The sequence below is a fragment of the Flavobacterium cupreum genome (assembly GCF_003996965.1).
Lineage (GTDB): Bacteria > Bacteroidota > Bacteroidia > Flavobacteriales > Flavobacteriaceae > Flavobacterium > Flavobacterium cupreum.
The window spans coordinates 100478-125401 of record NZ_QWDM01000019.1 but is presented as its reverse complement, the minus strand read 5'-3'; the positions used below and the strand labels follow the sequence as shown (position 1 = coordinate 125401).

Annotated in this window: 23 protein-coding genes and 1 tRNA gene; 10 read left to right on the top strand and 14 right to left on the bottom strand. The window is 37.0% G+C overall.

Annotated elements, in window-relative coordinates:
• Positions 1–388, top strand: a 388-nt coding sequence (locus D0817_RS22140) for a hypothetical protein (RefSeq protein ID WP_238160927.1), incomplete at its 5' end; no start/stop codon positions are given.
• Positions 389–553: 165 nt separating this feature from the next.
• Here D0817_RS22140 and D0817_RS22135 read toward each other — a convergent pair.
• The 3 genes from D0817_RS22135 to D0817_RS22125 all read right to left on the bottom strand — a co-directional run bounded on the left by D0817_RS22135 (position 554) and on the right by D0817_RS22125 (position 2650).
• Positions 554–826, bottom strand: coding sequence for a hypothetical protein (locus tag D0817_RS22135; protein WP_127340526.1), 273 nt, complete (start codon positions 824–826; stop codon positions 554–556).
• Positions 827–1275: 449 nt separating this feature from the next.
• Positions 1276–2451 (bottom strand): tyrosine-type recombinase/integrase, encoded by a 1176-nt coding sequence (locus tag D0817_RS22130; protein WP_127340525.1) that lies wholly within the window; start codon positions 2449–2451, stop codon positions 1276–1278.
• 125 nt (positions 2452–2576) lie between these two features.
• Positions 2577–2650 (bottom strand) — tRNA-Ala (locus D0817_RS22125).
• A 106-nt stretch (positions 2651–2756) separates the two neighbouring features.
• Here D0817_RS22125 and D0817_RS22120 point away from each other — a divergent pair.
• From D0817_RS22120 to D0817_RS22110, 3 genes are all read left to right on the top strand, one after another.
• Positions 2757–3521, top strand: coding sequence for an enoyl-CoA hydratase/isomerase family protein (locus D0817_RS22120; protein ID WP_127340524.1), 765 nt, complete (start codon positions 2757–2759; stop codon positions 3519–3521).
• Between the two features lie 210 nt (positions 3522–3731).
• The gene (locus D0817_RS22115) at positions 3732–4184 is read left to right on the top strand and encodes a 6-pyruvoyl trahydropterin synthase family protein (RefSeq protein WP_127340523.1); all 453 of its coding nucleotides are present in this window, start codon (positions 3732–3734) and stop codon (positions 4182–4184) included.
• An 84-nt stretch (positions 4185–4268) separates the two neighbouring features.
• Entirely contained in the window at positions 4269–5012 is a 744-nt protein-coding gene (locus tag D0817_RS22110; RefSeq protein ID WP_127340522.1) for a UDP-2,3-diacylglucosamine diphosphatase, read from the top strand.
• Here the strand turns inward: D0817_RS22110 and D0817_RS22105 are convergent, their stop codons facing one another.
• The 8 genes from D0817_RS22105 to D0817_RS22070 form a co-directional block, all read right to left on the bottom strand.
• The gene (locus D0817_RS22105; RefSeq protein ID WP_127340521.1) at positions 5013–6224 is read right to left on the bottom strand and encodes a multiheme c-type cytochrome; all 1212 of its coding nucleotides are present in this window, start codon (positions 6222–6224) and stop codon (positions 5013–5015) included.
• Positions 6225–6307: 83 nt separating this feature from the next.
• On the bottom strand, positions 6308–6664 hold the full coding sequence (locus tag D0817_RS22100; RefSeq protein ID WP_127340520.1) for a hypothetical protein: 357 nt from the start codon (positions 6662–6664) through the stop codon (positions 6308–6310).
• A 121-nt stretch (positions 6665–6785) separates the two neighbouring features.
• Positions 6786–8066 carry an MFS transporter gene (locus D0817_RS22095; RefSeq protein ID WP_127340519.1) on the bottom strand — a complete coding sequence of 427 codons (1281 nt, stop codon included), beginning with the start codon at positions 8064–8066 and terminating at the stop codon, positions 6786–6788.
• On the bottom strand, positions 8056–9759 hold the full coding sequence (gene recJ, locus D0817_RS22090) for a single-stranded-DNA-specific exonuclease RecJ (RefSeq protein ID WP_127340518.1): 1704 nt from the start codon (positions 9757–9759) through the stop codon (positions 8056–8058). The genes D0817_RS22095 and recJ overlap by 11 nt, the downstream gene beginning before the upstream one ends.
• 15 nt (positions 9760–9774) lie before the next feature.
• Positions 9775–10269: a hypothetical protein gene (locus tag D0817_RS22085; protein ID WP_127340517.1), complete on the bottom strand. Its 495-nt coding sequence runs from the start codon at positions 10267–10269 to the stop codon at positions 9775–9777.
• Between the two features lie 27 nt (positions 10270–10296).
• On the bottom strand, positions 10297–10641 hold the full coding sequence (locus D0817_RS22080) for a HopJ type III effector protein (RefSeq protein ID WP_127340516.1): 345 nt from the start codon (positions 10639–10641) through the stop codon (positions 10297–10299).
• Positions 10642–10811: 170 nt separating this feature from the next.
• On the bottom strand, positions 10812–11549 hold the full coding sequence (rsmI, locus tag D0817_RS22075; protein ID WP_127340515.1) for a 16S rRNA (cytidine(1402)-2'-O)-methyltransferase: 738 nt from the start codon (positions 11547–11549) through the stop codon (positions 10812–10814).
• 123 nt (positions 11550–11672) lie between these two features.
• Positions 11673–12695: a DUF8457 domain-containing protein gene (locus D0817_RS22070; protein ID WP_127340514.1), complete on the bottom strand. Its 1023-nt coding sequence runs from the start codon at positions 12693–12695 to the stop codon at positions 11673–11675.
• 244 nt (positions 12696–12939) lie between these two features.
• Here D0817_RS22070 and D0817_RS22065 point away from each other — a divergent pair, with 244 nt between their 5' ends.
• Both D0817_RS22065 and D0817_RS22060 read left to right on the top strand, forming a co-directional pair.
• Entirely contained in the window at positions 12940–13530 is a 591-nt protein-coding gene (locus D0817_RS22065) for a thymidine kinase (protein ID WP_042565610.1), read from the top strand.
• Positions 13531–13575: 45 nt separating this feature from the next.
• Positions 13576–14013, top strand: coding sequence for a DUF8479 domain-containing protein (locus D0817_RS22060; protein WP_127340513.1), 438 nt, complete (start codon positions 13576–13578; stop codon positions 14011–14013).
• Positions 14014–14249: 236 nt separating this feature from the next.
• Here D0817_RS22060 and rpoN read toward each other — a convergent pair whose 3' ends face one another.
• The 3 genes from rpoN to D0817_RS22045 form a co-directional block, all read right to left on the bottom strand.
• Complete coding sequence (gene rpoN / locus D0817_RS22055) at positions 14250–15710, bottom strand: RNA polymerase factor sigma-54 (protein ID WP_127340512.1); 1461 nt, start codon at positions 15708–15710, stop codon at positions 14250–14252.
• Positions 15711–15806: 96 nt separating this feature from the next.
• Entirely contained in the window at positions 15807–17252 is a 1446-nt protein-coding gene (asnS, locus tag D0817_RS22050; RefSeq protein WP_127340511.1) for an asparagine--tRNA ligase, read from the bottom strand.
• Positions 17253–17586: 334 nt separating this feature from the next.
• Entirely contained in the window at positions 17587–19953 is a 2367-nt protein-coding gene (locus D0817_RS22045) for an efflux RND transporter permease subunit (protein WP_127340510.1), read from the bottom strand.
• A gap of 183 nt (positions 19954–20136) precedes the next feature.
• On the opposite strand from D0817_RS22045, the gene D0817_RS22040 reads away from it, so the two are divergent.
• The 4 genes from D0817_RS22040 to D0817_RS22025 all read left to right on the top strand — a co-directional run bounded on the left by D0817_RS22040 (position 20137) and on the right by D0817_RS22025 (position 24854).
• Positions 20137–20466 (top strand): DMT family transporter, encoded by a 330-nt coding sequence (locus D0817_RS22040; RefSeq protein WP_127340509.1) that lies wholly within the window; start codon positions 20137–20139, stop codon positions 20464–20466.
• Between the two features lie 334 nt (positions 20467–20800).
• Positions 20801–21562: a histidine kinase gene (locus tag D0817_RS22035; protein WP_127340508.1), complete on the top strand. Its 762-nt coding sequence runs from the start codon at positions 20801–20803 to the stop codon at positions 21560–21562.
• Positions 21525–22244 carry a LytR/AlgR family response regulator transcription factor gene (locus D0817_RS22030; RefSeq protein WP_127340507.1) on the top strand — a complete coding sequence of 240 codons (720 nt, stop codon included), beginning with the start codon at positions 21525–21527 and terminating at the stop codon, positions 22242–22244. Before D0817_RS22035 ends, D0817_RS22030 begins: the two co-directional genes overlap by 38 nt.
• A gap of 339 nt (positions 22245–22583) precedes the next feature.
• Complete coding sequence (locus D0817_RS22025) at positions 22584–24854, top strand: cation:proton antiporter (RefSeq protein WP_127340506.1); 2271 nt, start codon at positions 22584–22586, stop codon at positions 24852–24854.
• Positions 24855–24924 lie beyond the last annotated feature (70 nt).

The following is a 24924-nucleotide window of genomic DNA, read 5'->3' as shown; positions in this document are numbered from 1 at the left end:
GACGAGTTATAAGGTAAGTGCAAATGATTCTTTTAGTAACATTACCAAATCAAGCTTTTCGAATTTAAGCAACCCGGAAACACGAACGTTTGATTTTGTCACCTATTTCAGATTCATGGACATGTATATAATGTTTAAACCACGTCCTGAAAATTTAGCGATAGTAGGTTCTGGAAAAACGATCACAATTGAAATTTATTTAAATGTAAGAACCAATGAGTTTTTTATTTTAAATCAGCACACTAATTTACCTGCTCTGCAACCCCCAAATTATTTAAAACCAATATTAAAACAAGGTGTTGCAAAGGACATAAAAGACGGTTTGGGAATTTATCTACCGGAATATTATTTAACGATAATGTTTGAAACACCTCCACAGGTTCAATAATTTTTTTTTGCTTTTAGTTAGAGAATCGTATTACAGAAATGTAATGCGATTTTTTTTTGTTTAAAAAGTAGATGTTTTTTGCTTGGCCAAAGAGCTGCAGAAACGCAGCTCACCAAAAAAAATCTACATTTCATTTAATCGGAAACTAATTAAATGTTGTTTTTACTATATACTATCAAGTTTTTTTTCTAAGGCTTTTTTATATTCTATTAACTCTTTTCTATTAATTTCTGCTTGTGTATTGTAATCCCTTACTTTTTTCTCGTAATTGACTTTTGTTCTATGTAATTCTTTATTTATTCTTTCTTGCTCTCTTTCTAATTTTACAATAATTCTTTGATTATTAATTAGAAATATAACTGCCACAATAAGAATTATCGAAGCAATAATCATTTGTGTCTGGTAACGGTTGATTCTCTTCAGTCTTAACAAATTCATAGTACAAAGGTTTTAATACCGTAATTTAATATAAGTTTACCTTTGTAAATTTAAGAATTAGTTTACAGAATATAAACTTTTGATATTCAGTTATTCTATTTTTGTGGATTCAAATATGCATTACAGTTGCTCGGTAAATAATTAAATGTAGATTTTTTAACGTTCCTGGAAAAAGATCCGGAGCTGATATCTTGATTAAAAATCTACATTTTTGCGTAGTGTAAAGCTTTTTTTTATTCCCCATCCCCCAATGTTTATAAATTTTTTAGCCCTTGTTTATAAACAAAAACAGCCAAAAATTAGTTTGTAAACGTTTTGTAAACAACTTAAAGCATTAATTAACAGTTGATTATGTGTATAAATTCAATTGTTTACAATGTTTACATTTTTTTTGTATACCGTACCTTGGCGTGTTACTAAATAATTTAAAATTTTACTTTAATAGTTGTCTAAAAATGAAATTTAGAATTTCTAACCGTTTCATCACAGGTTTTATTTCTTGCGGTATATCCCTCTGTTATTTTTAAATCATAATGCCTTGCCTGATCTCTTACTTTTATAGCAGAAACACCGCTATTAAGTAAATCAGTTATTCCGGTATCTTTTAAAGAATAAAATTGGAATATACTTGGAACATTTTTTTTGATCCTAAAAGAGTTCCATTTATCCGTTACTTTTTTAGAAGTTAATTGCTTTGATCCCGGAGCAAAATTATCGTAACCAAAAAGGTAATCTTCATTGTTTGCATTTTGCAAATGTGTAGCCAACAACTGAACTAATTCATGCGGAATTGTTACAGTTTCATCTTTTTTATTTTTGGTGTTACTCCCATGTAAAACGATGTATCCATCAAATAGCTTTACGTCTTGAACTTTTATTTTTGTTAATTCAGTAGTTCGTATGTAACAATAGTAAGTAAGCATGCAGGTAGTGTAAAAAGTAATGTTATCTTCTCCATACTCTCTTAATTTTCTTTTTGTCTCAGCATCCAGTACCTGTCTGATTTTCGGTTGCTTTTTTTTCTTTATAATACCTTCAGTTGGATTGTTTTTCAAATAACCACGCTCAACACACCATTTAAAGAAAATGCCTAATAGGATCAGGTTATTATTGTAGGTGACGGCCTTGTTTTCCTTTACATAAAAAAGATAATCTAAATAACGTACAATTACATCTTTTTTTATCTCCAGGATTAATTTCGTTTTTACTTCATTTTCGAGTAAGTAAGCATAGAATTTTTTGATTACATTTTTATAAGACCTCAGAGTATCATATCTCTTTTCATTTGCAGTAAAATCTTTTTCAAGATATTCCACATATAAATCTACACAATAGGATATTGTTTTAAATTCTTTTATATCTGATGTTTCATAAAAAGGCAACCAGCCGTTTTTAAGTTTTTCGTTTAGTTCAAATACTATTTTTTGGCCGTATTCTTTTCGCTGACGAATGTTTTTCAACGTAGGAACACGATTTCTAAAACGTTCCATTTGATTAGTTACAGGATTCCTGGCATAATAGACAATTATCCAAGTCTTACATGTCCTTAATTCAGCGGGTTTGTAATCTATAAAAGCAGTTGCAGTATTTTTTCGTGAGGACGAATTTTCTTTGAAATTTTGCATTTTTTTATTTAGCTCTAAAAAACATGTGTTTTTTGAACCAAATAGTTTGTGTCACATTTTTGACACAGGGTTTTAAGTAAAAAGACCGATAATCTTACTGTTAGTAAGGGTTTCGGTCTTTTTTGTGGAGAATACCGGATTCGAACCGGTCACCTCTTGCCTGCCAGGCAAGCACTCTAGCCAAATGAGCTAATCCCCCAATGCGAGAGCAAATAAAGTCAATTATTTTTCAAAAAACAAATTTCAAAACGTCTTCGGACAAAAATAGTTGCAAAATCGTAACTTTACGATCAAAAACTATTTCTATGAGTTCAGAATATCAAAGCGGATCTTTGCAGACTACTATTCAAAATGCCGTTGCAACGGTACAGTTTGGGCACCCGGCCAGTAATTCTTTTCCAAGGCAATTATTGGATCGGCTTACTTTAGAAATTAATTCACTAAGCAGCAACGAAACAGTCTCCGTAATTATCCTGCAAAGTGAAGGAAGCAAAGTTTTCTGTTCAGGCGCTTCTTTTGATGAACTTCTTGCAGTAGAAAACGAGGAGCAGGGGAAAGCATTTTTCTCGGGTTTTGCTCACTTGATAAACGCGATGCGAAAATGTTCGAAAATTATTATTGGCCGTGTTCAGGGAAAAGCGGTTGGAGGAGGCGTCGGTATTATAGCTGCCTGCGATTATGCCCTGGCAACGCCTGAAAGCGCCGTAAAACTTTCTGAACTGTCAATCGGTATCGGACCTTTTGTAATTGAGCCTGCTGTTTCGCGTAAAATAGGAAAAACTGCGATGGCCGAAATGACATTGGCAGCCCACGAATGGAAATCGGCGGACTGGGCCTTACAGAACGGACTTTTCTCTGCCATCTGTACTGCTAATGAACTTGATTCGGCTGTTGAAGATTTTGCCCAAAAATTAAGTTCGTATAATCCGCAGGCTTTATTCGAAATGAAAAAAATCATCTGGGAAGGAACGGAAAACTGGGAATCATTACTTTTGGAACGTGCCGCCATTACAGGTAAATTGGTCTTATCTGATTTTACCAGAAATGCTTTGACGCAGTTTAAGAAGTAAATGTTTTAGTCTCAGTCTCAGTTTCTGAAAGTTGTCAAAGTGATCATCATAAAAACCGATGTTTTTGTGCGTTTACTATTTTGCCGCAGATTTCAGGATTGTAAGGATGAATCATTTAAATCATTTAAATCTGTGGCAGAGATAACAAAGCTAAAAAAAGAGATGAAAACGGTTATTAATTTGTAAATTTGCAACCTAAAATTCAAATCGATGAGTAATATCAGAATTACAAAACAATTTAGTTTCGAAACCGGTCACGCTTTGTACGGTTACGACGGAAAATGCAAAAACGTTCACGGGCACAGTTATAAATTATCGGTAACAGTTATTGGCTCACCAATCACAGACCGGTCGAATGTGAAATACGGAATGGTTATCGATTTTTCGGATCTAAAGAAGATTGTAAAGGAAGAAATCGTCGATCAGTTTGATCATGCAACTGTTTTTAATGAAACAACACCGCATATCGAACTGGCTAATGAATTGAAAAATCGTGGGCATCACGTGATTTTAGTCGATTATCAGCCGACAAGTGAAAATATGGTAGTCGATTTCTCAGAAAGAATCATCGCGCGTCTGCCTGCCGGAATTTCGCTTTTTTCCCTTAAACTTCAGGAAACAGAATCTTCATTTGCCGAATGGTTTGCGAGTGATAATGTTTAAGAGAAATTCCAAAGAATAAATTCCCAAATTCCAATTTTTTCTATTGCGAAAAACTCACAATTCACAACTCACAATTCACAATTCATGAAAAAAGTATATTTCGCTTCTGATCAGCATTTTGGGGCTCCTACTCCGGAGTTGAGTTTGCCGCGTGAACGAAAATTTGTAGCCTGGCTGGATGAAGTCAAACAGGATGCCGAAGCGATCTTCCTGCTTGGGGATTTGTTTGATTTTTGGTTTGAATATAAAACAGTAGTGCCAAAAGGTTTTGTACGCGTTTTGGGAAAACTGGCTGAAATTCGGGATAGCGGAATTCCAATTTATTTTTTTGTTGGAAATCACGATTTATGGATGCACGATTATTTTCAAACAGAATTGAATATTCCGGTTTATCACGATAATAAAGAATTCACTTTTAACGGAAAAACGTTTTTAATTGGCCACGGAGACGGCAAAGGACCCGGGGACAAAGGTTACAAACGAATGAAAAAAGTATTTACAAATCCTTTTTCCAAATGGCTTTTCCGTTGGCTGCATCCTGATGTTGGAGTGAGTTTAGCCCAATATCTATCGGTTAAAAACAAACTTATTTCGGGTGATGAAGATGTGAAATTTCTGGGCGAAGAAAACGAATGGCTGGTTTTGTATGCCAAACGTAAGCTGGAAACCAGACATTATAATTACTTTATTTTCGGACATCGTCATTTGCCAATGATTATTCCGGTTGGGGAAAATTCCAATTATGTAAATCTGGGTGACTGGATCGGATATTTTACCTATGGTGTTTTTGATGGCGAAACTTTTGAACTTCAGAAATTCGAAAAATAATTATTTTTTGACTGCCCGATAAATTCCGATTTTATGTGTTCTTAAGGAATAACTGGTAATCGGAGCCTTATTGGATTGCTGAAAATAAATAGCTTTAGAATCCTGCTTCGGCATATGGCATTCTACACAATTATTGGCCAGCATTGTTTTCGAAAGTGATTTTACAGTTGCTGCTTTGTGTTTGGTTTGTTGATGGCAGCTCATGCAAATTTTAGAATAAGAGCCAAGGTTTTGCGAGGCATTCTGATGCGGATTATGACAGGACATGCAATCCATAGTCGGGCTTTTAATAAAACATTTACTTTGCGACAGCAGACCCATTTGATTGCCATGAACATCGTAATTGACGGTATCCGGTGTACCCGATCTCTCCATGAAATAATCGGTAAGTTTCTCTCCAGGTCTGAACTTAAATCGTGATTTTAGTTTCATCTTAGCATTTCCCGAATGGCATAAAGCGCAAGCATCTATTTTTTGCTGCCTGTTTAAGTTTTTGAACGCGACAATGTCCTGAGCCATTTTTAAATCCGGAAACTTTAAATGCGTCTGAACGTGTTTTTTGGCAGGGCCGTGGCAACGCTCGCAATCTATTCCGTATAGCAATGTTTTTTTGTTCATGAATTCTTCCACTTCCATGGTCATGAACGTAATGCTGTCTGAACTTGTTGTAACATACCGGCTTGCAATATTAGAACTGTGGCAGGCAAAACATTCCTTGTCAATTTCTCTCTCAAAATTGGGAATTGTAGCAGAATATCCCGGACTTGTCGCCCAGCTATTAATTGATTTGTAGTAAGAAACGGGCAGCTCGTAAGTAAAATGATTTTTCCAGTACGCACTCGTCTGCGCATGTTTGGTTCCGAAAAGAATTTCAAAAGGATAGGCCTTAACTTCTTTTCCATTTTTATATACAACCTGATAAAGACTGTCGTTGCGTTCTTCCATGACCAGTTTGGTATTTTGGTCGTAAATGAAAGTATTTTTGCCATTGCTAAAATGACCCAGAATATTTTCTTTGGTTGCGGGAGCGGAAGCTTTAAAATGGGAGCTGTGAAAAGCAGATTCATATTGCGTCTGATGACATTGAATGCAGCTTTCTGAACCGGCATAATCGGTTCCGCGCGGATCAATGTATTCGTCAGATTTGCTGGTGCAGTTCGAAAGTAAAACCGCCAAAACAACCAAAGCAAAAAGAAACCTTATTTTTTTCATTGTAGTAAATATACTTTTTTTAGTTTAAATCTAAAATATATTTCTTTAATGAAAAATAACTGTTAAATAATTTAGAATGCTTCTTAGTTTAACCCGGCACCATAGACATATTCTTCCAGTTCAATTTTGAATAAGGAACCTTCCACTAAATCTTTAATGGATTTTAATTCTTTCATTGAAACCGCTAAATCAATGGCAGCACAAGGCGTTTTGAGTAAAAATTTATGGCAGGAGTTTTTCAATTCGCAAGATTCACAACACGCATTTTCGATAAGACTGTTTTCAATCAAATCACAAAACTGATTCAATTCTTCAACTGTAAAATAGAAACCGGTTTCTTTAAAAACCAATTGTATTTTCTCTGATATCACTTCTTTTCCGTTCTTCCAGTAAAAAGCTATTCCAAAATTGTTGTAGTAAATTTGTTCAATTTCTCTCATCGTAAATCTTTTATTTCAACAAATATAAATATTATTTATATTAATTCTAAATAAAAAATTCATAAAAGATTAAAAATTTTCAGTTAAAGAATATTGGAATTTCTATAGTATAAAAAATTTTTTATTCCATATTCTGATGTTCTTCCATATCTTTTCGAAGGTCTAGATTTCTGAAAGTGGGAGATTTTAGTCCGAATCCGAGAACCGTTAAAAGCGTCATGCTTCCTCCGAAAACAACAGAAGTTACAGTTCCCATCAGTTTGGCTGTTAAACCGCTTTCAAAAGCCCCTAATTCGTTTGAGGAACCAACGAACATGGAGTTTACAGCCGCGACTCTTCCGCGCATATGATCGGGTGTTTTAAGCTGTAAAATCGTCTGGCGGATGACAACAGAAATTCCGTCGGCAACACCGCTCAGGAATAAAGCCACGACAGAGAGCCAGAAAAGAGTTGAAATACCAAATAAGATAATGCAGAGTCCAAAAACAAAAATGGCAACCAGAAGTTTCATTCCGGCTTTTTTGTATAAAGGAACGTAAGCGGAAATTAGCATGGTAATAAAAGCGCCAATGGCCGGAGCGGCTCTTAAAACGCCGAAACCTTCAGGTCCGACTTTTAAAATATCCTGCGCAAATACAGGTAATAACGCGACAGCTCCTCCAAAAAGAACGGCCACCATATCAAGGGAAAGTACACCTAAAATAGTTTTATTGTTGAACACAAATTTGATTCCTTCTTTTAAACTTTCCATAACCGGTTCTCCGATTTTTGGATTCAAAATTGGCTTTTTCTCTATTTGTGATAAAGCGAGTAGGGAAAAGACAGAAAAACCAACCACGAGACACATCGACCAGTGAACCCCCATCCAGTTAATTGAAAAACCGGCAACGGCAGGTCCTAAAACCGAACCAATCTGCCAGACCGAACTGCTCCAGGTAGCGGCATTCGGATAAACTTTCTTCGGAACAATTAACGATAACAGCGAGAAAATAGTCGGACCTAAAAAAGCACGAACCAATCCGCCTAAAAAAACTAGAAAGTAAATAGAATATAAAATAACAGTTGGTGACCATTCGCCAACAATTTTTGGCCACGTCAATAAAAACAATCCAAAACTAATTACCGAAAATCCCAGAATGCATTTTACCAGTAATCCTTTTTTCTCTCTCTGATCAACAATGTGTCCGGCAAACAAAGCCATTGAAACGGCAGGAATGACTTCCATTAAACCAATGATCCCTAAAGAAAGCGGGTTTTTGGTTAAACTGTACACTTCCCATTCAATGACAATAAACTGCATCGACCAGGCAAAAACCATGGCAAAACGCAATAACAAAAACACATTAAATTCTCTGTAACGAAGTGCCTGATACGGATCGGCTTTTTTTACTTTATCTGTCATTTGTCCTGATATCTTTTAGCATAAGCTGAGTAGAAACGGTATTGTTCCACTCATTTTCAGCAATGCAGTAGGCGAGCTGAAAAGGATTTTTATTTTTTGTAAGATCTATTTTTTTTCCGAGTCCGAAACCAATGGCAGCAATTCCGTCTGTACTTTCAGGCTGTTTGACGAAAAGCCTGAGGTGTTCTTCATCTGCACCCAGGGTTTTGGCGTAGCCTGTGTCTGTTACCTCTGATGTCATAAAAACAGGCGTCATGTTTTGCGGTCCAAAAGGCTCGAATTGCTTTAAAATCCGGATTAGTTTTGGTGTGATGTCCACGAAGTTTATTTCGGCATCAATCTCGATTTCCGGGGTTCGCATTTCCGGTAAGATAGTTGCTGAAACCTGCTGCTCAAATGCCTCTTTAAAAGTACTGTAATTTTCTGCTTTTAACGTCATTCCCGCGGCGTACATATGACCTCCAAATTGCTCCAGATGATGGGCACAGGCATCAAGGGCATTGTACACATCAAAACCTTTTACAGATCGTGCGGAAGCGGCATATTTGTCGCCGCTTTTGGTAAAAACCAATGTCGGGCGATAATACGTTTCAATTAATCTTGAGGCTACGATTCCGATCACCCCTTTATGCCAGTCTTCCTGAAAAACAACGGTAGAAAATCTTTCCTCTTCATTGTTTGTTATAATCTGCTGAAAAGCTTCCCTGGTGATTTTTTTATCTAAATCTTTACGATCGGCATTGTATTGCTCAATTTCCGATGCAAACTGCTGTGCCTGCTCAAAGTCAAATTCTGTGAGTAATTCAACCGCGTGATTCCCATGCTTGATTCTTCCGGCTGCGTTTATTCGAGGTGAAATAATAAAAACAACATCGCTGATATCTAAGACTTTCTTTTTTATCTGATGCACCAAAGCTTTAATTCCGGGTCTCGGGTCACTGTTGATAACCTGTAATCCAAAATAAGCTAAGACCCTGTTCTCGCCCGTAATCGGAACGATATCTGCAGCAATTGCCGTAGCCACCAAATCAAGATACGGAACTAAATCTGCGGTGCTTTCACCTCTGTTTTTTCCTAAAGCCTGAATCAGTTTAAAGCCAACCCCGCAACCGCATAACTCGTCATACGGATAAGAGCAGTCTTCTCTCTTAGGGTCCAGGATCGCAACAGCATCAGGAAGAAATTCTCCCGGCCTGTGGTGATCGCAAATGATAAAATCGATGTTTTTTTCTTTGGCGTAAGCGATATGATCGATGGATTTGATGCCACAGTCAAGCGCTATAATTAAGGAAAATCCGTTATCGTCTGCGAAGTCAATTCCTTTAAAAGAAATTCCGTAACCTTCGTCATAACGATCCGGAATATAAGTTGCAATATTCGGGTAATGCGATTTTAAATAAGAAGAAACCAACGAAACAGCTGTTGTTCCGTCGACATCGTAATCACCGAAAACCAATATGTTTTCCTGATTCTCTATTGCCAGCTCTATTCGGGCAACGGCTTTGTCCATGTCTTTCATCAGGAACGGATCATGCAGGTGTTCTAATGAAGGGCGGAAGAAATCGCGGGCAGCTTCAAATGTTTCAATGCCACGCTGAATTAAAAGTGTTGCTACAAAATCCTCTACATTCAGGGCCTGAGCCAAATGTTTAATTTTATCTTCAGAAGGTTTTGGTTTTAATGTCCAACGCATTTTTTTATTGTAGATTTAGAGTGATGATTTTAGATTATCAAAACTGCTGTTTATTAAAATTAGTAGATCTTCAGGGCTTTTATTTTGACTTTTGAAAGTATAAAATTCATTATTCATCGATTTGTCCACTGCTTTTCCATTGTTGATTTTTATTACGTATGGAAAACCTTTTCGATCAGAAATGGCAGCCACCATATGAGAAATGTATTCCTGAATGTATTCGGTTTTTAAATTTTTACCTTCCAGAAAAACACATTCAACGTCACCTGAAAGATTTGGTATTATATTTTTTTCAATATAGTGATGACTGTTTTTTCGATTCGTATAGCAAAAGAATTTTTTTCCTTCAATGGATAATAAATAATTACTGTATCTTTTTTTGAATCGCTTTCTTTGAAAAAAATCAAAGACTAAATAAATAAAAATTATAGGGAGAAATAATAGAGATAAAGGAATTGCAACTATAATTAGAAATAGTATAACCGGGATTTCTTCTAATCTTTCTTTCATTAGTAACTTTTAAAAGGTATTAGCATTTTATTTTAACTCCAAAGCATTCCCTTCAAACTGAATTCCGTCCCAGCCTGTGTTGATGAAATTCCGAATGTTTTGATGATTTGTCCCGTTTGGGTCTCCTAAAACTTCATCAAAATAATAAGCTCCGAAACAGGCTAAGGTTTCGTCTTTGGTTAAGTTTTGCAATTGAGCAAAAGCAAATACTTTACATGAACCTGAGTTTTCTCCCGCAGCATTGTGCTGTGTTCCGTTTTGAAAAGCGGTTGGAATAAAGTTGTAATTTTCTTCGACAGTTGCAATGGTTTCAGTAAAAGCAATTGCAGCAGGCGTTTGTTTTAATTTTTCTAAAAAGGCTTGTATTGTCATAATTGTCAGGCTTTATATTTTTTTTGCCACTGATTAAAGGATTTACGATGATTTTCTAATAGTTTTTTGCCACGAATTTCACAAATTTACAATAATTAAATTCGCGATAATTGGTGTAATTCGTGGCAGACTATTTTTTATTAATTTGTAAAATTTGTGGCATCAATAATTTAATCTTCTTCTTCTTCTTCTTCTTTTTCATCCTTAGAAAACTTACTTTTCTTAGGTTCTTTTGTTATGGTTTTTCCGGCAACCACTACGACAATTTCACCGCGCGGGGCTGTTTTTTCAAAGTGGGTTAAAACTTCTTTGGCGGTTCCGCGTACATTTTCTTCGTGTAATTTTGATAATTCCCTGCAAACACAAATCTGTCTGTCCTCGCCGAAATACGTCACAAATTCGACCAAAGTTTTTAGCAATTTATGTGGTGAAACATACAGGATCATCGTTCTGGTTTCTTCGGCAAGTGCTAAAAATCGGGTTTGACGCCCTTTTTTCTCCGGTAGGAAACCTTCAAAAATAAACCGGTCATTAGGCAGTCCGCTGTTGACCAAAGCAGGAACAAATGCGGTTGCACCTGGTAAACATTCCACTTCGATTTTATTTTCAACACACGCACGCGTCAGTAAAAAGCCGGGATCTGAAATGGCAGGTGTTCCGGCATCAGAAATTAGTGCGATGGTTTCGCCGGCTTTTAAACGGGCAATCAGATTTTCGGTCGTTTTGTGCTCATTGTGCATGTGATGGCTATACATGTGTGTGCCAATTTCAAAATGCTTTAAGAGCTTGCCACTCGTTCGGGTATCTTCGGCTAGAATCAAATCGACTTCTTTCAGGATGCGGATGGCACGAAAAGTCATGTCTTCAAGATTGCCGATTGGTGTTGGAACGATATATAATTTTGACATATTTTTTTTATATTATAAAAGGAATTTCACAAATTCAGGTTGCTGCTGTTTTGGAAAGTTCACAACGAATAAATTCGTGACCCGGGCGACAGCGAACAGACGAATTAAATCTGTGTTTTACTTTTATGAGAATTTCTTTTCTACGATTTCCAGAAAACGTTGTGCGTAATCGTCTTTTCCTTCCCAATTGTTGTAATCGGGTTTTACCATGTTGTCGATAAAATCAATAGCTTCATGGTAGGAATCAAAAGTCAGTAACTGATTTAAAACGCGGCTGTAATCTTCGGTACTGTTTCCGAAAAGGTTTTTGGTAAAGGCGATCCTGTCATTCAAATCGATATGAAAACCTTTTCCCAGTTTTTCGTTTAATGGAACTGCTTTCGGTTTTGCCGTTTCCACAATAGCTGTTTTTGCTTCGGCTTCCTTAAATTCGTTTTTTGCCGGAGGCGGAGTGGACATATTTTCAAAACTGTCTACTTTTACAAATTGGGCATCAGCGTAATTAACACCCAGTATATCTTCAAACGAAATGTGAACCGCATCTGATTTGGCAGGAGCTTCAGCTTTCGGTTCTTCTTCTTTTTCTTCTATTTTTTCTTCTGTTTCCAATTCAAACGAGGGTTTGAAATCCGGAATTGGTTTTAAATCGTTTACGGTTCTAAAAGAGAGCTCTTCAGTTGTTTCAGGTTTTTTTTCGTCTTCAGTTACCGGCTCTTCAATTGCTGCGGCAGGTTCTTCAACAGATTCTTCAACAGGTTCTTCAACAGTTTCGACAACTGGTTCCGGAAGTATTTCTTCGGCAGTTTCTGAAACTATTTCTTCTTTTATTTCTTCAATAACCTCAGGTTCCGGTGTTATTTCAGTTGCCGTTTCTGCAACAGGAGCAGGGATTTCTTCTTCCGCTTTACTGGTAGCCGGAATAGTTATTTCTTCTTTTTCAAAAACAGTTTCTATCGTGGATTCGATTTCACTGCGGCCAATTGTTGGTTTTAAAGTGTCGAAATTTTCATCCACAAATTTCAAAACGGCCAGTTTCTCATATAATTTCTGTGTTTCAAGATACAATTGATTGATATCGGATTTATTTTTTAATTTTAAAATTCGATGTGCAATGCTGATTAAATCGGCTTCCAATTTTTTTTTCATAACTGTTGAAATTATAGTGAATACGGTACTTTAGGATATTTTGTAATTTTTTTGAATGTCTTTAATTTCTAAAGGAAATTTGCCGGTTATTATTTTTATTTCTGTTAATAACGGTTGGCGAATCTTCGATTTCGATAAAATTTTTCTACTTTTGAAAAAATGTAAAACATCAAATTTTTACGTTAATTTATTACCAGTACAAAGTAATAAAAACTATTCATTTTTAAAGGCAGAAAAATACAAAATGTTTCTCGAAAATACAGTAAATCACAAAGAACAGTTTGGTTGGATTGAAGTTATTTGTGGATCAATGTTTTCGGGTAAAACCGAGGAGTTAATCCGCAGATTAAAACGTGCTCAATTTGCCAAACAAAAAGTCGAAATTTTTAAGCCCGCTATTGATACCCGCTATCATGACGAAATGGTGGTATCTCACGATGCCAACGAAATTCGCTCCACTCCGGTGCCTGCCGCTGCCAATATTGCTATTTTGGCACAAGGCTGCGATGTAATTGGGATTGATGAAGCACAGTTTTTTGATGATGAAATTGTTACTGTTTGTAATGATTTGGCCAATCAGGGAATTCGGGTAATTGTAGCCGGACTGGATATGGATTTTAAAGGAAATCCCTTCGGGCCGATGCCGGCACTTATGGCCACTGCAGAATATGTGACCAAAGTTCATGCAGTTTGCACCAGAACCGGAAACTTAGCCAATTACAGTTTCAGGAAAACCGATAATGATAAATTGGTTATGCTGGGAGAAACAGAAGAATATGAGCCGCTTAGCCGTGCAGCGTATTATAATGCCATGAAAAAAAATCAGGAAAAATAGATTTGTCTTTTGATTTTCTAAACAATATTTAAGCTAAAATAAAAAATGCAGGAAAAAGAAAATAAAAGAAAACAGAATATAAGGTTATTGGTTGCAATCGGAATTGCATTGATTTTGGTGGTTTTAGGTCAGTTTTATTTCTACAAAAGCACCGATGCTTTAAATAATGAAATAACAGAATTGGTATTAAAGTACAATAAAAATTGCCCTTTGATAATTCAGGAAGGTATTCGTCTGGACAGTGTAAGTTTGCCGGAAAAGAAAGCAGCCCAGTATAATTTAACTTTGCTGAATATAGAAAAGAAAACGGCAGATGTAAATGTCATAAAAAAAGAAATTGAAAAGAGTCTGGTAAGCACAGCCAAAGCAAATCCGGGTCTTCAGGCCTTTAGGGACAACGATTTTGCCTTGTTTTACAGTTACAGTGATAAAAATAAAGTGTTTCTGTTTAAAATTACAATAGCACCGGGCCAGTATAAGTAATTGAAAATCGTATCTTCTTAAAATATAAACCCGACAGTTTTTTGAAACCTGTCGGGTTTGTTATTTTTGAAAACTACTGTCACCCTGAGCGAAGTCGAAGGCTCGGTTAATAGAAAAAGGCTTCGACTCCGCTCAGCCGGACAACATTGGTAGTTTTTTTTTAGACTTTGAATAATAAAACAAAACCCGACAGGTTTTAAAACCTGTCGGGTTTTTGTAAAAGTTAAGAGAGAGATCTAAATCTTTTTCCTCATTCGTGCTACCGGAATGTCAAGCTGTTCGCGGTATTTGGCGATTGTTCTTCTGGCAATCGGATAGCCTTTTTCTTTTAGGATATCAGCCAGCTGATCGTCCGGAAGTGGTTTCTTTTTGTCTTCTTCTTCAATCGTATTCTGAAGTATTTTTTTGATCTCTAAAGTCGAAACATCTTCACCCTGATCATTTTTCATGGCTTCGGAGAAAAATTCCTTGATTAGTTTTGTTCCGTAGGGTGTTTCTACAAACTTGCTGTTGGCCACGCGGGAAATCGTCGAAATATCCAGTCCAACCATATCGGCAATGTCTTTTAGGATCATTGGTTTTAGCTTCGTTTCGTCGCCATCCAGGAAATATTCTTCCTGATAATGCATAATCGCATTCATGGTCACAAAAAGCGTTTCCTGGCGCTGTCTTATCGCGTCGATAAACCATTTGGCAGAATCAAGTTTTTGTTTGATAAACTGAACGGCATCTTTTTGGGCAGTCGATTTATCACGGGAATCTTTATACGTCTGCATCATTTCCTGATAATCTTTGGAAACGTGCAGGGAAGGGGCATTTCTTCCGTTTAAGGTCAGTTCCAGCTCACCGTCTGTAATTCGGATCGCAAAATCCGGAACGACATTCTCTGTCACTTTATTGTTTCCGGTATAAGATCCTCCCGGTTTCGGATTTAGCCTTTCAATTTCGTGAATCGCCTTTTTAAGCTGTTCGTTGGAAACACTATATTTCTGTAATAATTTATCGTAATGTTTTTTGGTGAAAGCATCAAACTGATTTTCGATAATGTCAATCGCCAAATCCACATATTCGGTTGGTGTTTTGTGCTTTAACTGCAGTAATAAGCATTCCTGTAAATCACGCGCCCCGACTCCCGAAGGCTCCAGCTCGTGAATCACATGCAGCATTTTTTCAACCATTGCTTCATCGGTGTAGATGCCCTGCGTAAAAGCCATATCGTCTACAATGTCCGCCACACTTCTGCGGATATATCCCATATCATCGATACTTCCTACCAGGAATTCAGCGATTTCGCGCTCTTCATCATTCAGAATAAAAGTATTCAGCTGATTGATTAAATCCTGATGAAAACTGATTGGAGAAGCAAAAGGCGTTTCGCGTTCTTCTTCGTCCCCGTAATTGTTGACCTGCGTTTTGTAATCCGGAGTATCGTCGTCGCTTAGATATTCGTCTATGTTAATATCGTCTGCTTCAATTCGGTCGGATTCGGCATCGTCATAATCGTCGTATTCTTCATTCGCAAATTCATCGGCTTCGTATTCGTCTTCTTTTCCCGCTTCTAAGGCCGGATTTTCGTTCATTTCTTCTAATAAACGTTGTTCAAAAGCTTGCGTAGGCAATTGAATTAACTTCATCAGCTGAATTTGCTGCGGAGATAATTTTTGGGATAATTTTAAATTTAAAAATTGCTTTAGCATTGATATTTGTTAAAAGTTTCAAGTTTCAAGTTTCAGGTTTGCTGAACGTCCAACAACCTGAAACTTGAAACCTGAAACAAATTTTATAACTTTTTTTTAAAACTCTGCATTCCCCGGAGTTCTCGGGAAAGGAATTACGTCTCTGATGTTTGTCATTCCTGTTACAAACAATACCAGACGCTCAAATCCAAGTCCGAAACCTGCGTGGGTTGCCGATCCGAATCTTCTGGTGTCTAAATACCAGGATAATTCTTCTTCGTCAATTTCCAGGGCTTTCATTTTTTCAATTAAAACATCGTAACGCTCTTCTCTTTCAGAACCACCTACGATTTCCCCAATTCCCGGGAAAAGGATATCCATGGCACGAACTGTTTCTCTTCCGGGTTCCGTGTTGTCGTTCAGACGCATGTAAAACGCTTTGATGTTGGCCGGGTAATCGTATAAAATTACCGGACATTTAAAATGTTTTTCCACCAGGAAACGTTCGTGTTCTGACTGTAAGTCTGCGCCCCATTCGTTAATAATATAGTTGAATTTTTTCTTTTTGTTTGGCGTAGACTCTCTCAAAATGTCAATAGCTTCGGTGTAAGAAACACGTTTGAAGTTGTTTTCCAAAACAAAGTTCAGTTTTTCCAATAAGGGCATTTCGCTTCTGTCAGCCTGTGGTTTTGATTTTTCTTCTTCCAGAAGTCTTCCCTCCAAAAATTTCAAATCATCACCGCAATTGTCCAAAGCATATTTGATTACGTACTGAATAAAATCTTCAGCCAGATCCATATTGTCGTCCAGGTCATTGAACGCCACTTCCGGCTCGATCATCCAAAACTCTGCCAGGTGACGGGAAGTGTTTGAATTCTCTGCTCTGAAAGTTGGTCCAAATGTATAAATCTGACCTAAAGCCATAGCGAAAGTTTCTCCTTCCAATTGCCCTGAAACGGTCAGGTTTGTTTCTTTTCCGAAGAAATCTTCTTTATAATTTACTTTTCCGTCTTCTGTTCTTGGCGTGTTGTCAAATGGCAAAGCGGTCACTTTAAACATTTCTCCTGCACCTTCCGCATCAGAACCGGTAATGATTGGCGTATTTACATATACGAAACCTTTTTCCTGGAAATACTTATGCACCGCAAATGACAATACCGAACGCACACGCATAATAGCTCCAAAAGCATTCGTACGCACGCGTAAATGTGCATTCTCACGTAAAAACTCAAGGGAATGTTTTTTAGGCTGCATTGGGAATTTCTCTGCATCCGAATCTCCTAAAATTTCCAGTTTTTGAACCTGAATTTCATATTTCTGACCAGCGCCTTTGCTTTCTACCAAAGTTCCAATGACAGAAACGGCAGCTCCGGTTGTGATTCTCTTTAAAGTTTCTTCCGGTGTATTTTCAAAATCAACAACACATTGTATATTATTAATGGTAGAACCGTCGTTTAGTGCGATGAACTGATTATTTCTAAAAGTTCTCACCCATCCTTTTGCATTAACTTCCTGAAGCGTAGTAGTACTGTTTAATAAGTCTTTAACTTTTGTGTGTTTCATTTTATATATAAGGTTGAAATTAAATTATTTGTTGTGTAATACTGCAAATATAAACGATAAAAATTAAAATTAGAAGCTATTTCCCGCTATCCGCTTGTATCTTTTTCTGTCTAAAGGAGCCAGAAAAAGGATACCGCTGCTATCGGGGCTAGGACTCCGGTTTTCATAGAGCTCTGTTATGTCATTTCGACGAAGGAAAAATCTCCGCGACGCAATTACTCAAAGCTAAGAAATACCGGGCAGTGCTACTTGTGAAGATTTCTCCTTCGTCGAAATGACAAGAAGCGCTTTTAGCAATTCGTGTTCATTCGTGCAATTCGTGGCAAAAAAAACATTACCCCTCCAAATTCTCCAAATCCTCTTTTTTAGCTTTCTTCTTCTCAAAAGTTAGAACCAGCGATGGTAAAACAACTAAATTCGCAAACATCGCAAACGCCAAAGTACAGGAAATCAATCCTCCAAGAGCGATTGTTCCGCTAAAGCTGGAAAGCGTGAAAGTAGCAAAACCTAAAATCAAAACTACCGAAGTATAAAAAGTACTGATTCCGGTTTCTCTTAAAGCACTAAAAACAGATTTTTTGACTTTTCCGTTGTTCTGCAATAAATCATGCTTGTATTTCGCCATAAACTGAATCGCATTATCAACCGAAATTCCAAATGCGATACTAAATACTAAAATAGTGGAAGGTTTTAACGGAATCCCGAAATAACCCATTAATCCCGAAGTAATACAAAGCGGTAAAACATTCGTAATAACCGAAGCAAAAACCATTTTGAACGAACGGAATAAATACAACATCAAAGCTGCGATGACCAAAATGGCAAAAATCAACGATTCGATTAGGTTATCCACCAGATACGAAGTTCCTTTCTGGAACACCAGAGCTTTTCCGGTAACGGTAACTTCATAACGGTCGGAAGGGAAAATTTCATCGATTTTTGCGTGCAGTTTTTTCTCCACTTTCGCCATTTCATCCGTACCAATATCTCTCATGAAAGTCGTGATTCGGGCGTATTGTCCTGTCGAATCTACATAGCTTTTCATTAAATTGTCCTTGCTGTTTTTCGTTGCATTTTTAGCATAGGATAAAATAAAAGTCTGTTCCTGCGAAGTCGGCAACTGGTAATATTCCGGGTTTCCATTATAAAAAGCCTGTTTCGAATATTTCACCAGATTCACTACAGAAACCGGTTTTGATAATTCCGGCATTGATGCAATAGTGTTTTGCAGTTCATCCATTTTGCGCATTGTCGATAATTTCATTACCCCTTTTTTGCGCTTGGTATCGATCATTATTTCGAGTGGCATAACGCCGTTGAATTCTTTTTCGTAGAATAAAATATCCTTAAAAAACGAAGCGCTTTTTGGCATTTCACCAATCAGACTACCCGAGACTTTCATTTGAGAAACTCCGATAACACTGAAAACCAAAAGCAATCCGTAAATGGTATAAATGACTTTTCGTTTGTTTTTTACGACATTTTCAACAAAGTTCAGTAAAGTCGAAATGTAGGTTTTGGTCAAATGGTACAAATGTTTTTCATTTGGCATTGACATAAAACTGTATATAATCGGGACAATCAAAAGCGTTAGTAAATAAACCGAAATCACATTGATAGAAGTCACGAGGCCAAATTCAAAAAGCAAATCATTGCCCGTGATCATAAAAGTCGCAAAACCAATAGCAGTCGTTAAATTCGTCATTAGCGTCGAAACGCCAATTTTAGAAATAATACGCTGCAGCGCTTTTGCCTGATTACTGTGCAGTTTGATTTCCTGCTGGTACTTATTGATCAGGAAAATACAATTCGTAATTCCGATGACGATAATCAATGGCGGAATAATAGCCGTTAAAACCGTGATTTTATAATGAAACAATCCTAAAGTCCCGAACGACCAGATAACACCCACAATTAAAATACAAATCGAAATAAATGTAGCTCTGAAGGAACGGAAAAAGAAAAAGAAAATCAAGGAAACCGTAAACAAAGCCGCTCCGATAAAAAGACCAATTTCGCCTTTCATGTTATCGGCATTGATGGTTCTGATGTAAGGCATTCCCGAAACACGAAGATCAACTCCCGTGGTTTTTTCGAATTTTTCAATTTTCGGGACTAAATTTTCAAGGATAAAAGTTTTTCTTCCTGCAGTGTTTACTAATGCTTTATTGATGTAAACTGCAGAACGTACACTGCCGCTTTCTTTGTTAAACAACAATCCTTCGTAAAAAGGCAAATTGTAAAACAAATCGTACTGAACACTTTTTAGATAAGCCGAATCGTGCGTTTTACTCTGATTGATAAAAGGCGATAAAACGAATTTTTCATTAACCGTATCTTTTTCTAATTTTTTTAAATCATTTAATGAAACGACCAGATCAACTTCTTTTGAATTTTTTAAACCCGTCATCAGCTCATTCCATGCAGCGTAATTTTTGGGTGTAAAAAAGTTCGGATCCTTAAAACCAATTACAACAAGATTCCCTTCTTCACCAAACTTATCTAAAAACTTTTGATAGTCTTTATTTGCAATATGATCTTTAGGAAGCAAATTGGCTTCGGTATAAGTCATAGCAAGGTTTTTCCATTGGAAAGCAAGGAATATGGTTAAGGCAGTAAGGACAATCAGAATTGTTATTCTGTTTTTAAGTATGATTCGGGCTGTTTTTTCCCAAAATCCAACTTGAACTGTGTTTTTCATAAAATCTTTAAAAATGGTTGCAAATGTAGTGAAAAGTGCTCTAAATCATAATTAATCGGCGCCGTTTTTACTTTTTGTTAACACAAATCACGATATCACTTTTGTGATAATATTGGTTTCTTTTGATGGTTTCTCCAAGCGCTTTTCTCATATTTGTAATCAAATTTAAAAACGGAAACGAAAATGAACTGGATTTTATTGATTATTGCCGGACTTTTCGAAGTTGGATTTGCATCCTGCTTAGGAAAAGCCAAAGAAACCACCGGAATGATCTCGACGTATTGGATGGCAGGCTTTTTTATCTGTCTTTCGATCAGCATGATTTTGCTGTACAAAGCGACTCAGGTCTTACCTATTGGTACAGCGTATGCCGTCTGGACCGGAATTGGTGCTGTTGGAACTGTTTTGGTTGGTGTTCTGGTTTTTAAAGAACCGACAACTTTCTGGAGAATCTTTTTTCTTTCAACTTTAATCGCTTCGATTATCGGATTGAAATTTGTGTCCAGTCATTAAAAAAGATATGCCACAGATTAATAGATTTTCACAGATTAAGATTAAAAAAAATCATTAAAATCTTTTTAATCTGTGGCAAAAAAAAACAGCACGCAGATTTTGCAGATTAAGCGGATTTACGCACACAGTGGGATTTTAAATTTGTGTAATTTGTGGCAAAAAAAAATACAATCTCTTATCCCGATAGCTATCGGGAGTGGTAAAAAGAGTTCCCGCAGATTTTGCAGATTTAGGCAGATAGCAGGATTTTAAATTTGTGTAATTCGTGCAATTGCTTCGCCTGTTCGCTATCACTCGGGTCGTGGCGAAAAAAACTTTTTAACTTTAAATAACAATGCAGGAAAACAACACCATCACTTTTATATTTCTCGCAATTCTTTTATTGCTGATTGTCATTATCTGCTTTTTGATGTATCAACTGCTGCAATTCAAAAAAGCAAAAGACGATGCCGAAAAGAGTTTTTATGCACTCGAAATGAAAGTGAACGATTTGCAGCTGGAAACGCTGGAGTCAAAACTGAATCCGCATTTGTTTAAAAATATCCTGAATTCGATTCAGTCCCATGCGTATCAAACGTATTTTGCACTGGATAAACTGGCGAATGTGCTGGACTATATTTTGTACGAAAGCAAAAAGAAGTTTGTCACGGCAAAAGAAGAAATTGATTTTGCGCTGAATTTAATCGAAATCAATAAAATTAAAATCAGTCCGCTTTTTGAACTGAAGATCAAAACCAATATCAATAAGGAAGATAAATTGTATGAACAGCCGTTGCTCGCGCCGCTGATTTCTATTGATCTAATCGAAAATGCCTTTAAGCATGCCGATTTGCAAAGCGCAGATGCATTTATCTCTGTTGTTTTTGAATTTAGGGACAATGCTTTTTTTATGACCGTTTCGAATAAAATTTCCGATAAAAAAGTATTAAAAAAAGAACGCAGCGGTTTTGGCCACGCCACTTTAGAACACCGTTTGCGGATTATTTATAAAAATAACTTCAAACTCGAAAGGTTTGTAGAGAACGATATTTACATAGCCCATCTAAAAATAGACTTACTTGAATACAAAACTGAAATGCTTGCTTCTGGACGATGAGCTGCCGGGATTAACGTACCTCAAAATGCTTTGCGAACAAATTCCCGAAGTAGAGATCGTAAAAACGTTTAATAATCCGGAAAAACTTCTTGCCGATATTCCAAATCTCGATTTTGATTTGCTAATATCAGATATCGAAATGCCCGGAATTGACGGACTTCATCTGGCGGAAATGCTCGATAATAAACTGGTTATTTTCTGTACGGCCTATAAGGAATATGCGGCAGATGCTTTTAATATTGATGCAGTCGATTATATTACAAAACCGGTAAAACTGGAACGCCTGCAAAAAGCGATCTCGAAAGCTTTTGAAAGGTTTCATAAACCCGATGCAGCCAGAAAGTTCATTCAGCTGAATACAGACAAAGGAAAAACTTTGTTGTATTTTAATCAGATCCAGTACATCAAAACCGCAGTGAGCGACAGTCGCGATAAAACAGTCCTTTTGGCTGACGGAAGTTTTCTGAATTTGAAAAACGTTAAATTCGACACCCTCTTAAACGAATTGCCAGAAGCCGATTTCTGCCGTATAAACAAAAAAGAAATTGTTGCTGTCAAAGCGATTAAGTTTTTTAACCACAACGAAATTGTACTGCATCACTTAGAGATAAAAGACAAAAACACCACCCTGCTTTTGAGCGAAACGTACCGTGCTGAGTTTTTGAAAAAGGTAAAAATTTAGAGTACATCAAAGTTGTCAGGCTGAGCGAAGTCGAAGCCCTTTTTGAATATGCAAGCCTTCAACTCCGCTTAGGGTGACAGTTGTTTTAACAAAATAAAATCTTCTAAAATAGGTCAGGCTGAGCGAAGTCGAATGTCAGGCTGAGCGGAGTCGAAGCCCTCTTCGTGACATTATAATCAGGTCTTCAATTCGGGAAATACACTTGATTTTAGCGCAATTGTCTAACTTATTACAAAGTTTTTCAGACTTGTTACATACATTTGAAATTAAGTAAAAAAAACCTTTTTCACTTCCTGTTCAGTGTTGATATTTGCACCATTAAAATCAAAAAAACGAGTTATGAATAATATTAAAAACTCCTTATTTTACATTACGGTTATTGGTGGTTTTACAACTCTGATATATTGGGTAATTTCAAAAGGTGCCGCGCTAGAAGTAGGACGCGGAATCGTTCAGAAGAAAATCGAAAGCAATCACTGGAATGATTTTTTGCATTCCATGGTAGAAAATCTGCAGCATCCACTGGCTATTTTGCTGGCGCAGATCGTGACTATTATTTTGGTAGCGCGTTTGTTTGGATGGGTTTTCAGAAAAATAGGGCAGCCCTCTGTAATTGGAGAAATGATTGCAGGTATCGTTTTAGGACCCTCTTTGGTCGGAATGTATTTCCCTGAATTTTCAGCCGCTTTATTTCCAAAAGAATCATTAGGGAATTTGCAATTCCTGAGTCAGATTGGTCTGATTCTTTTTATGTTCGTAATCGGAATGGAGCTGGATTTAAAAGTGCTTAAAAATAAAGCACATGATGCTGTGGTGATTAGTCACGCCAGTATTGTGATTCCGTTTGCATTAGGATTGTCACTGGCTTATTTTATTTATCATACGTTCGCTCCGGTTGGGGTTGAATTTGCCTCTTTCGGATTATTCATGGGGATTGCCATGAGTATCACCGCATTTCCGGTATTGGCCAGAATCGTGCAGGAGCGGGGCATGCAGAAAACAAAACTGGGAACCATTGCCATAACTTGTGCCGCAGCCGATGATATTACGGCCTGGTGTATTCTGGCTGTTGTCATTGCGATTGTAAAGGCAGGTTCTTTTACAAGTGCTTTATATGTTATTGGTCTGGCTATTTTGTATGTAATTATCATGCTGAAAATAGTTCGTCCGTTCCTGAAACGTGTGGGGGATCTAAACTCAACCCGCGAAAGTCTGAATAAACCTGTGGTAGCTATTTTCTTCCTGACACTTTTATTCTCTGCTTATGCTGCTGAATTAATTGGAATTCACGCTTTGTTCGGCGCTTTCTTAGCAGGAGCTATTATGCCGGAAAACAATAAATTCAGAAATATTTTTATAGAAAAAGTAGAAGACGTTTCGATCATTGTCTTATTGCCATTATTCTTTGTTTTCACTGGTTTGCGTACGCAAATTGGTTTGTTAAACGATCCTTATTTGTGGAAAGTGACCGCGGTAATTATTGCAGTAGCGGTAGCCGGGAAGTTCCTCGGAAGTGCTTTTGCTGCCAAATTTGTCGGACAAAGCTGGAAAGACAGTTTAGCCATTGGCGCTTTAATGAACACACGTGGTTTAATGGAGCTGGTGGTTTTGAATATTGGGTATGACTTAGGTGTTTTATCTACCGAGATTTTTACCATGATGGTTATTATGGCGTTGGTAACTACGTTTATGACAGGTCCTGCTTTAGATTTTATCGGCTTTATTTTTAAGGATAAAATAACCGCAATTCCGCAGGAAATCGGAAATAAAAGTAAATACAAGATTTTGCTTTCGTTTGCCACTCCCGAAAGAGGTAAAAAATTATTGAGGATTGCAAACAGTCTGGTTAAAAAACAAGGCGATAATTCTATTGTCACGGCAATGCATTTGTCCCTGAGTACCGAGATACATTCGTTTGACGTAAAAGATCACGAACGAAAAATGTTAGTGCCCGTTATTCAGGAATCAGAACGTCTGGAACAAAATATGGTCAGTATTTTTAAAGTGACGAATGATATTGATACTGATATTATCGATACCGCCAATCAGGGCGAATACGATTTATTGCTGGTGGGACTGGGACAATCTATTTTTGACGGGACTTTACTGGGGAAAATCCTTGGTTTTACCACCCGAATCGTAAATCCGGACCGTCTGATCGATAAGTTTACAGGAAAAGAAGGCTTGTTCGAAAATTCTCCTTTTGATGAAAGAACGCGCCACATTATTGCCAAAAGCAAAATGCCGGTCGGAATTTTTATCGATAAGGACTTAGAAGAAGTAAATCAGGTTTTTATGCCAATTTTCAGTAAAGAAGATTCTTTTTTAATTGAATATGCCAAAAAACTAATCAACAATAACGGATCTCAGATTACGGTTCTCGATGCAAGCGGTGAAGTCAAAAACACACGTGATATTCAGGAAACGATTCGTTCGATAGAACAAATTGCTCCCAACCACATCATGATCATGAACGACAGAACGATCAAAAAAGAGTTCCTGGAAAATCAGAACCTCATGATCATTAGTCTGGACAGTTGGAAAAAACTAATTGAATCGCAAAGCACATGGCTGAATAATACGCCATCGGTTTTGATTCTGAAGCCATAGACGGAGGAAAAAATTCCAATAATTTAAAAATCCCAAATTCCAATCGTAAAATTGGGATTTGGGATTTTTA

Coding starts and splice junctions, on each gene's coding strand:
- rpoN (WP_127340512.1), bottom strand. CDS start 15,710: ATGCTAAAGCAATTTTTAAATTTAAAATTATCCCAAAAATTATCTCCG.
- D0817_RS22095 (WP_127340519.1), bottom strand. CDS start 8,066: ATGACAGATAAAGTAAAAAAAGCCGATCCGTATCAGGCACTTCGTTAC.
- D0817_RS22115 (WP_127340523.1), top strand. CDS start 3,732: ATGAGTAATATCAGAATTACAAAACAATTTAGTTTCGAAACCGGTCAC.
- D0817_RS22085 (WP_127340517.1), bottom strand. CDS start 10,269: ATGAAAGAAAGATTAGAAGAAATCCCGGTTATACTATTTCTAATTATA.
- D0817_RS22110 (WP_127340522.1), top strand. CDS start 4,269: ATGAAAAAAGTATATTTCGCTTCTGATCAGCATTTTGGGGCTCCTACT.
- D0817_RS22135 (WP_127340526.1), bottom strand. CDS start 826: ATGAATTTGTTAAGACTGAAGAGAATCAACCGTTACCAGACACAAATG.
- D0817_RS22060 (WP_127340513.1), top strand. CDS start 13,576: ATGCAGGAAAAAGAAAATAAAAGAAAACAGAATATAAGGTTATTGGTT.
- D0817_RS22120 (WP_127340524.1), top strand. CDS start 2,757: ATGAGTTCAGAATATCAAAGCGGATCTTTGCAGACTACTATTCAAAAT.
- D0817_RS22070 (WP_127340514.1), bottom strand. CDS start 12,695: ATGAAAAAAAAATTGGAAGCCGATTTAATCAGCATTGCACATCGAATT.
- asnS (WP_127340511.1), bottom strand. CDS start 17,252: ATGAAACACACAAAAGTTAAAGACTTATTAAACAGTACTACTACGCTT.
- rsmI (WP_127340515.1), bottom strand. CDS start 11,549: ATGTCAAAATTATATATCGTTCCAACACCAATCGGCAATCTTGAAGAC.
- D0817_RS22130 (WP_127340525.1), bottom strand. CDS start 2,451: ATGCAAAATTTCAAAGAAAATTCGTCCTCACGAAAAAATACTGCAACT.
- D0817_RS22100 (WP_127340520.1), bottom strand. CDS start 6,664: ATGAGAGAAATTGAACAAATTTACTACAACAATTTTGGAATAGCTTTT.
- D0817_RS22065 (WP_042565610.1), top strand. CDS start 12,940: ATGTTTCTCGAAAATACAGTAAATCACAAAGAACAGTTTGGTTGGATT.
- D0817_RS22045 (WP_127340510.1), bottom strand. CDS start 19,953: ATGAAAAACACAGTTCAAGTTGGATTTTGGGAAAAAACAGCCCGAATC.
- recJ (WP_127340518.1), bottom strand. CDS start 9,759: ATGCGTTGGACATTAAAACCAAAACCTTCTGAAGATAAAATTAAACAT.
- D0817_RS22105 (WP_127340521.1), bottom strand. CDS start 6,224: ATGAAAAAAATAAGGTTTCTTTTTGCTTTGGTTGTTTTGGCGGTTTTA.
- D0817_RS22080 (WP_127340516.1), bottom strand. CDS start 10,641: ATGACAATACAAGCCTTTTTAGAAAAATTAAAACAAACGCCTGCTGCA.
- D0817_RS22025 (WP_127340506.1), top strand. CDS start 22,584: ATGAATAATATTAAAAACTCCTTATTTTACATTACGGTTATTGGTGGT.
- D0817_RS22035 (WP_127340508.1), top strand. CDS start 20,801: ATGCAGGAAAACAACACCATCACTTTTATATTTCTCGCAATTCTTTTA.
- D0817_RS22040 (WP_127340509.1), top strand. CDS start 20,137: ATGAACTGGATTTTATTGATTATTGCCGGACTTTTCGAAGTTGGATTT.